The 8,007-nt window shown below is 33.3% G+C and carries 8 protein-coding genes; 4 read left to right on the forward strand and 4 right to left on the reverse strand.

All coding sequences use genetic code 11. The features are described 5' to 3' along the window. Positions 1 to 2: 2 nt before the first annotated feature. Both ACEWK1_RS15075 and ACEWK1_RS15080 read right to left on the reverse strand, forming a co-directional pair. Positions 3 to 1,229: an ABC transporter permease gene (locus ACEWK1_RS15075; protein WP_212136071.1), complete on the reverse strand. Its 1,227-nt coding sequence runs from the start codon at positions 1,227 to 1,229 to the stop codon at positions 3 to 5. After that, entirely contained in the window at positions 1,216 to 1,962 is a 747-nt protein-coding gene (locus ACEWK1_RS15080; RefSeq protein ID WP_098795302.1) for an ABC transporter ATP-binding protein, read from the reverse strand. The genes ACEWK1_RS15075 and ACEWK1_RS15080 overlap by 14 nt, the downstream gene beginning before the upstream one ends. A 920-nt stretch (positions 1,963 to 2,882) precedes the next feature. Between ACEWK1_RS15080 and ACEWK1_RS15085 the strand changes: the two genes are divergently transcribed. After that, on the forward strand, positions 2,883 to 3,305 hold the full coding sequence (locus ACEWK1_RS15085; protein ID WP_416636457.1) for an HIT family protein: 423 nt from the start codon (positions 2,883 to 2,885) through the stop codon (positions 3,303 to 3,305). A gap of 27 nt (positions 3,306 to 3,332) precedes the next feature. Here the strand turns inward: ACEWK1_RS15085 and ACEWK1_RS15090 are convergent, their stop codons facing one another. Then, complete coding sequence (locus tag ACEWK1_RS15090; RefSeq protein WP_416636458.1) at positions 3,333 to 4,859, reverse strand: diguanylate cyclase domain-containing protein; 1,527 nt, start codon at positions 4,857 to 4,859, stop codon at positions 3,333 to 3,335. A gap of 279 nt (positions 4,860 to 5,138) precedes the next feature. Between ACEWK1_RS15090 and serC the strand changes: the two genes are divergently transcribed. Further along, entirely contained in the window at positions 5,139 to 6,218 is a 1,080-nt protein-coding gene (gene serC, locus ACEWK1_RS15095; protein ID WP_416636459.1) for a 3-phosphoserine/phosphohydroxythreonine transaminase, read from the forward strand. 181 nt (positions 6,219 to 6,399) lie between these two features. Next, entirely contained in the window at positions 6,400 to 6,924 is a 525-nt protein-coding gene (locus ACEWK1_RS15100) for a tryptophan transporter (RefSeq protein WP_121664628.1), read from the forward strand. 96 nt (positions 6,925 to 7,020) lie between these two features. On the opposite strand, the gene ACEWK1_RS15105 is transcribed toward ACEWK1_RS15100, so the two are convergent. Further along, positions 7,021 to 7,215, reverse strand: coding sequence for a hypothetical protein (locus ACEWK1_RS15105; protein WP_121664627.1), 195 nt, complete (start codon positions 7,213 to 7,215; stop codon positions 7,021 to 7,023). A 288-nt stretch (positions 7,216 to 7,503) separates the two neighbouring features. Here ACEWK1_RS15105 and ACEWK1_RS15110 point away from each other — a divergent pair, with 288 nt between their 5' ends. Then, positions 7,504 to 7,857, forward strand: coding sequence for a YtxH domain-containing protein (locus ACEWK1_RS15110; RefSeq protein WP_416636460.1), 354 nt, complete (start codon positions 7,504 to 7,506; stop codon positions 7,855 to 7,857). Positions 7,858 to 8,007: the final 150 nt, after the last annotated feature.

An 8,007-nucleotide genomic window follows, 5' to 3' on the forward strand; every position in this document is an offset into this window, starting at 1 on the left:
ACCTATACATCCTTTTCACTCTTCTTTATTCTATTTTTCATATAAATAAAAACAAAAAGATAGGAAAATAAAGCTGTTACAATAAAGGTTCCACCAAAAATAGATACAGTTGCAAATAGTAATGTGATGAGTGAATAAATCACCGTTTGTACCAAAAAGACTGTAAACATTATTTTCAAGAAGCTTGTTAATCTTTTCTTTTCAGCATTTGGATATAAGTTAGTCAACTCTAATAATTCAAAATGTTTATATAAACTCATGATCTGAATGCCGGTTAAAAAAATAAATAAAATGGATACAACGATGTAGCCTGTTAACTGTTCATTTAAGAATGACAAGATTATGCTTCCGATGATTGTTAGCCGAACAATAATGCCCAAATAGTCGCCTGATCGAATTAATGCACGCACATACAAATACTCATATACATTTTCCTGATGATACTTTACTTGCTTGACCATCCAATCGAGATACGCACGACGCTTTGCCTGTTTCTTAAGCTTAGGCACATCTGTAAATAAGTTTGCAAGCTTATAAAAAGATTGCTTCTTTCCTTCTTCTCTTTTAATAAGTTGCTCCCATTTTAATGCCTTCTGTTTTACATTGTTTGAAAAATACAAAACATAACCTGTCATAATAACAAACAGAACAATTAAGAAAAGGTAATCTTGTGAGAAAATAAAATAAATCACAGATACATTTAAAACAAATCGAACAATCAGATCACTCCATTTTGCTGAAGCTTCTGTATAAAAGCTCATCGCCCAACTTACCCTTAAGTTCCAAAACTTTACCAGTAGTAAAAGCCCCAAACAAATAAGAAGAGTCCTTCCGTTTGCATCTGTTACTTTAAAATACAAGGGTGTAAATAAAATTAAAGGAACAATAATGAAAAAGCTTTGTGTAATAAAACTGTATCTAAAAGCTTTTTGAAAATAACCTCTTAGTTTAAATTCCATCGGTAGTAAAAAAACAATGTCAGCTTCTTTCAACAATGTTCGAACACTTGACGTTATGACGATAAACGCAAAGGTGAATGTCATAATTACGATAGCCGGAAAATCAGGAGATAATGTTTCAAGCCATCTTTGATAAGTTAAAGCTCCACCTGCTCCTAAAAAAATAAAAACAAAAAGAAGGTGGTCATTTAACATATACTTCAAGTACATTCTAGTTTCATTTATATGTTGATTTACTCGTGTTTGCCATATCTCATTAACGCTCTTCATCTTGATCTTCCTTTGTTAACTGAATATAAAGATCATCTAAAGTCGCGTCTCTCATCCCAAACTGTTCCCTTAATTGAAGTAATGTTCCTTTTGCGCGAACTTCTCCGTTATGTAAAATAATAAAAGAATCACAATATCTTTCCGCTGTTGCTAGTATGTGTGTTGACATAAGAATACCTGAGCCTTGTTTTTTCGCTTGATCCATCATTTCCAATAATGAATTTATAGCTAATGGGTCTAAACCAACAAAAGGCTCATCAATAATATAAAGCTCAGGTTCAACTAAGAAGGCACACATTATCATGACCTTTTGCTTCATACCCTTTGAGAAGTGAGCTGGAAACCACTTTAACCTCTTCTCCATCCGAAATTCCTTTAATAACGGCTGAAGTCGTTTTTCGAAAGTGTCCTTATCAATTCCATATGCCATCGCTGTTAGCTCTAAATGTTCATATAGTGTTAACTCATCATATAAAATCGGTGTTTCTGGTATAAAGCTAAATTGTGAACGATAGGCTGCAGAATCTAAAGCAAAGGTATTCCCATTAATGGAGACTTGTCCTTTATGAGCTTCCATTGTTCCAATAATATGCTTGATTGTTGTACTTTTACCTGCACCATTTAGACCGATTAGACCAACAATATTGCCTTTTTCCACCTCAAATGAAATATCCTTTAAGACAGGTTTTCGAGTATACCCGCCTGTTAAATGTTCAACCTTTAGAAGCGTCATGATCACGTTTCTCCTTTTACTTTTTAATTTGTCCATTTAGTTTTGCAGGAAAAAATTAAAGACTTTTTTCGCTACCTTCTTTTTATAGTATCAAAATTTAAATCACTTGCCTAAACTTAGAAAACTTTTTCGCATAATCCTGTAATTACGGGACATCATAATTAGTGAGGAAGGGTTAATTGTTCAAACAAAAACCTTTAAATGAGGTGTTTGTCCCAGACAATTTCTTTTAACTCAAGGGATCATTGCTTAACCATTGAAAAAACACTCGCGAAATGAGGTGTTTACGGGCCGCTATTCTGTTGAATTAGATGCCTGAATGTAACATCATTTTGTAAATGAGGTGTTTGTCAAAGACAATTCCACTTTTTGTTATGTTATATAAACAACTAACAAGGGGATGATTGTATTGAACAATGGTCACTACACATCAAATAGCATTTAAATAAATGTTAAATGAGGTGTTTGTCAAAGACAATTATATTGTTTTTACCCATTGATGATTGAACACTCACGAAATGAGGTGTCTACAGGCCGCTATTTTCTGAAATAAACGCTCTGTATAGCATCATTTTATAAATGAGGTGTTTGTCAAAATACAGTTTCCGAAATGTTAGAACGTTTATTTAGTAACAAGGGGATGATTGCATTGAACAATGGTCTTCACACATCAGATAGCATTTAAATCTAAATGTTAAATGAGGTGTTTATCAAAGACATTTTCCCATAATATGAGTTTTTTTCCTTCCTCGGGAACAGGGTGAACATTCGTTTCACTCTGTTCTTTTTCTTTTCTCTTATGGTAAAATATAGTTGTTTCGAAAATGAGATGGATTTCTAGTAGTTAAACATAACATACTTGCTTTACAAATAATGTTGAAAGCTGTTGAATAAGAATTTTTTTGAAGGAAGTGAAAAAAATGAGTGACTGTATTTTTTGTAAAATTGTTAAGGGAGAAATTCCAAGTGCAAAAGTATTTGAAAATGAACATGTGATTGCCTTTCTAGACATTAGCCAGGTAACGAAAGGACATACGCTGGTTGTTCCAAAAGTACATAGAGAAAACATTTATGAATTAACACCTGAAATTGCGAGTAAATTATTTGAGGTTGTTCCCCAAATTGCCAACTCCATAAAAGAGCAATTTCAGCCTGTTGGCCTAAATTTACTTAACAATAATGGAGAAAAGGCCGGACAATCTGTTTTTCATTATCATATGCATATTCTGCCAAGATACGGCAAGGGAGACGGATTTGGTGCTGTATGGAAGTCACATGCAGATCAGTATACACCAGATGATCTCCAAGAAATTGCTAACACAATTAAAGAAGGAATTAAATAAAAGGGCCATGACGGCCCTTTTGTTTTTTCATGACAATAAATGAAAATTGTTTTTTCCTGCCTTCTTTGCTATATACATGGCTTCATCTGCCATCTTAATAAGGGAATGATAATCTGTCCCATGTTTAGGCGATTGTGCTATCCCAATACTTGCCGATACAGTGATCACAATCTTATTGATTTTATAAGGTTCATTCAGTTTCTTGATCACTCTGTCAGCTAATATTCTTAATTGATCTTCGTCCCTCTTCATATTTACAAGCAAAACGAATTCGTCTCCACCAAGCCTTGATACTGTGTCACCCTCACGAACGATATGTTTAAGCCGTTCAGCTACAAGCTGTAATAAACTATCACCTGTTTCATGACCATAAGAATCATTCACTTCCTTAAAACCATCTAAATCCATAAAAAATACAGCAAATTCTTCTTCAGCTGAAAATAAATCATTCATTTTTTTTGTTAGATATCCTCTGTTAGGGAGATTAGTAAGGGAATCAAAATTTGCTCTTTTCTTCCATTTGTTATTATATTTTTCAAGTGTTGTAAGCATATCGTTTATTTGCATTGCTAAGTGGCCAATCTCATCATCACCGTGACTACCAACGCTATTTCCATTATTGTTGTAGGAACGAATGTTGGCAATACTTTGCTTTAACGATAAGATTCGCGAAACGAATATCTTATCAAAAGTAAAATAAAGTACAGTACAAATAATTGTTACAAGGGCTAGAAATGAAAGTAGATTTAATAGAATTAACATCCTACCATTTTTATAAATGGTTCTTTCACTTTTCACTTCAATATAAGAAAGTGGATCACCTTTCAGATCGGTTAGAACACTGTAGCCTGCTATTGTAGTATCACTTACCTCGTCAATATATAAATTTTCATTTTCTAATTGCTCCATCTCTTGTTTAGACAATTTCTTAGGTGCGTCTTGAAAAAACGAAAGATCAAGCTCAATGATATTGCCTAATTCACTAACAAGTTCTTGATCTAACTTTCTAGTAAAAATAAGTGTTCCATTTGAAGGTCCTTCATATTGACTGTTTAAGATCGGGCGAGCGGATAATAGCATGATTCCTTCAGGAGTTTTAATTAAACCGTTTATCTTTTCATTTGTATGAAGAACTTTTTTAAGTTTATATCTATCTAGCCAATTACTATCAATATAATTTTCATTAAGTTTTCCTTCAGCATCAATTTGTCTAACAAGAACAATCTTTCCCCTATTGTTTATGAAGACCATATGATCAATATTGTTTTGTAGAAATGTCTCAGAGGTAAGATTCGATTGAATATAAAGATCGTTTTTGTTTTCAATAAAAGAAAAAGTGTCATCCCATGCAGCATAGTCTAAATTTAAACGATCCAAAGATTTTAATTCATTATTTAATAAATTACGTGTTTGGTTAACTTGCGTTGTAACCTGCTCTTGCTCGTATATATGATGAATTCGACTCGTGATTATTCCAACCAATAGAACGATCATTAACATAAATATAGAAATAATACTGATTGAAGCAATTAGTAGCTTTTTTCTTAGAGTCATGAAAACCTCCTTTTTGTGTGCAGTTACTCATTGTATCATTTTAGTATTTGGAAGTGTTTATACAAACATAAACTTCCATGAAAGAATAGAATGTGATTTTTTCTTTACTATTTTAGTAGTTTATCAAACACTAAGTCATTAAGAAATGTTTTTCGAAGGAAATGTAAACGTTTTCTGCACCAACATTCACAAAGATGAAAATTTTCAGTCTACATTTCCTTCTCTATTCATGATAGGATATGAGTATTATTTTACGTTCATATCAAGGAGGGCAATACATTGAGAGCATATAATTTTAATGCTGGACCAGCGGCAATTCCATTACCCGTGCTAGAGCGCGCACAAAAAGAGTTAGTGAATTTTAATAACACAGGTATGTCTGTTATGGAGCTTAGTCACCGTAGTAAAGACTATGAAGAAGTGCATAATCGTGCAAATTCATTATTAAGAGAGCTTCTAGGAATTCCTGACAATTACGAAGTTCTTTTCCTACAAGGTGGAGCAAGCCTACAGTTCACTATGATTCCAATGAACTTCCTAAAATCTGGTCAAACAGCTCATTTTATTACAACTGGCTCATGGTCAGAAAAAGCGTTAAAAGAAGCAAAAACATTTGGAGAAACTCTTATTTTAGCTTCAAGTAAAGATGAGAATTACACACACATCCCAACCAACTATTCATTAAATGACGTTGAAAATGGTGCTTATCTTCACATCACATCAAACAATACGATTTTTGGTACTCAGTGGAAGGAATATCCTGAAAGCCCTATTCCTTTAATCGCTGATATGTCTAGCGATATTCTTTGCACTGAAATTGATGTAGAGAAATTTGATCTTATTTATGCAGGAGCTCAGAAAAACCTTGGACCGTCTGGGGTAACTGTTGTTATTGTGAAGAAAGAGTTTCTAGAAACAGCAAAAGAAGACGTTCCAACGATCTTAAAATATTCAACTCATTCTAAAAATAATTCATTATATAACACACCTCCTACCTTTGCTATTTACATGCTTTCTTTAGTACTCGAGTGGGTAAAAGAACACGGTGGAGTAAAACAGATTCAACAAATCAATGAAGAAAAAGCTGGCTACATCTACTCTGCGATTGATGAAAGTAATGGATTTTATAAAGGACATGCTGAAAAAGACAGCCGTTCTTTAATGAATATTACCTTCACACTTCAAAATGAGGAACTTACAAAAAAATTCCTTCAGGAAGCAAAAGAGCGTAAATTTATAGGCCTTGCAGGTCATCGCTCTGTAGGTGGATGCCGTGCTTCAACTTACAATGCTGTTCCTAAGGAAGCATGTGAAGCATTAGCAAAATTCATGACAGAATTTAAAAATCAAAACAGTTAATAAGATGTAAGGGGCTGTTCCTAATTAGGGTGACAGCCCCTTTTTTTGGTAGTAACACTCAAAGAAAAAATCTGTACGGAATAAGTAATTGTTGCTATAATAACGATAAGCTCTCGCAATAGGAAATGAGTTCACTATTGGGGAGATTAGTTTATGAGATTAGAAGAGGAGAGATGAGAAAATGAACACGAGAGTATTAGTTATTTTATCTTTATTTGCGGCAATTGGGGCTGTTTTGCATATGGTGATGCCTCCATTCTACAATGGAATGAAGCCTGACATGATTCTATTGATGATGTTTATTGGAATCATTATGTTTCCAAGTATGAAAAATGTTACTTTACTCGGTATCGTAACTGGATTTTTATCTGCGTTAACATCAACATTCCCTGGTGGGTTTCTACCAAACATCATTGACAAAATCATTACAGCATTTGTATTTTACGGCTTATTCTTAGTTGTAAAGAAAATTGCCCATAAAGTTGCCACAGCTACTGTACTCGCTGTTATTGGTACAATTGTTTCAGGAACAATCTTTTTAACTGCTGCCTTATTAATTGTTGGATTACCAGGTGGTGTCGCATTTACAACATTGTTTCTAACTGTTGTTCTTCCTGCCACTTTATTTAATGGAGCAGCCATGATTATTATCCTGCCAATTGTTCAAAGTATTTTCAAACGCTCAAAAAACTTAACAGTTGCTTAAGAACGTATAAAGAAAAACCCCGATCACATTTGATCGGGGTTTTTCTTTCATTATTTTAAGTACGCAGATCTAAGTCACCTTTCACCCGGATCTCCATTACTGATTAAAAAACATTAAAATAACACCAATTACCAGCATGATGACTCCTCCAGTAGCAAGTACAGACACCTTTTGTTTGACTACTTTTTTAGGTGGATAAGATGTTGATTGTTGTAGAAGTTTAAAATAATGAAAAGCACCAATAAATAGTAATAAGCTTATGACAAAAAATAAAAAGATAACACCTGACATGCTCATCCTCCCTTCAATCTTGATGCATTTTTGAAATTGGTTTGGTGACATCTTATGTTGGTTTTGCCTCCTTGAAGCAAAATCTCAAAAGAACCTAAATTTACGAAAACCTGTCCATCGAAGCACGAACCGAAGTGGACAATAGTAGGAAGTAATGAAGGACTTTCTAAATATTTATGCTAACTTTTCTGTATCTATGTATAATGTTTAATGAAGACACCTTTGGGTATGTTGATAAGAGGTTGTACGAGTGTTTTAATGATCTACATAAAATATGGAGGGATAAGAATGGCAAATAAAAATTCTTTACTATTTGGTCTCGTTGTTGGAGGAGTGATCGGCAGCATTGCCACATTACTTTCAACTCCTTCTTCAGGAAAAGAATTACGCGGACAATTAAACTTAAATCGAAAGCAACTCGAAGATCTTTTACACCAACTTAAAAATGAAAGCAAAGCATTGAAAGAACAACTCATCAAAACGGTAAAGGATGGCTCAGTAGTCATGAAAGAGGTATCCTCTGACTTTAAAAAAACAGTCGAACAATTTCAGCAAGAAATTGGACCACATAAAAATGACTTGATGAAAGAAATTGAAGAAATTGACATGAAAATAAAAAAACTCGAACAAACCTTGAAGTAAAATAAATCCTCTTAGGATATGAATTATTTTTCTATTTCATCAAAAAGTGTGATGGACAAGCATTGTCTTCACACTTTTTTTTATTCTTAAACCATTGATAATAAAGGGTTTACAAAAATTTTTAAAAATTTTGTAAATTTATATCTTTAT

Origin of the sequence: Metabacillus sp. YM-086 (genome assembly GCF_048059995.1) — a bacterium.
Lineage (GTDB): Bacteria > Bacillota > Bacilli > Bacillales > Bacillaceae > Metabacillus > Metabacillus litoralis_B.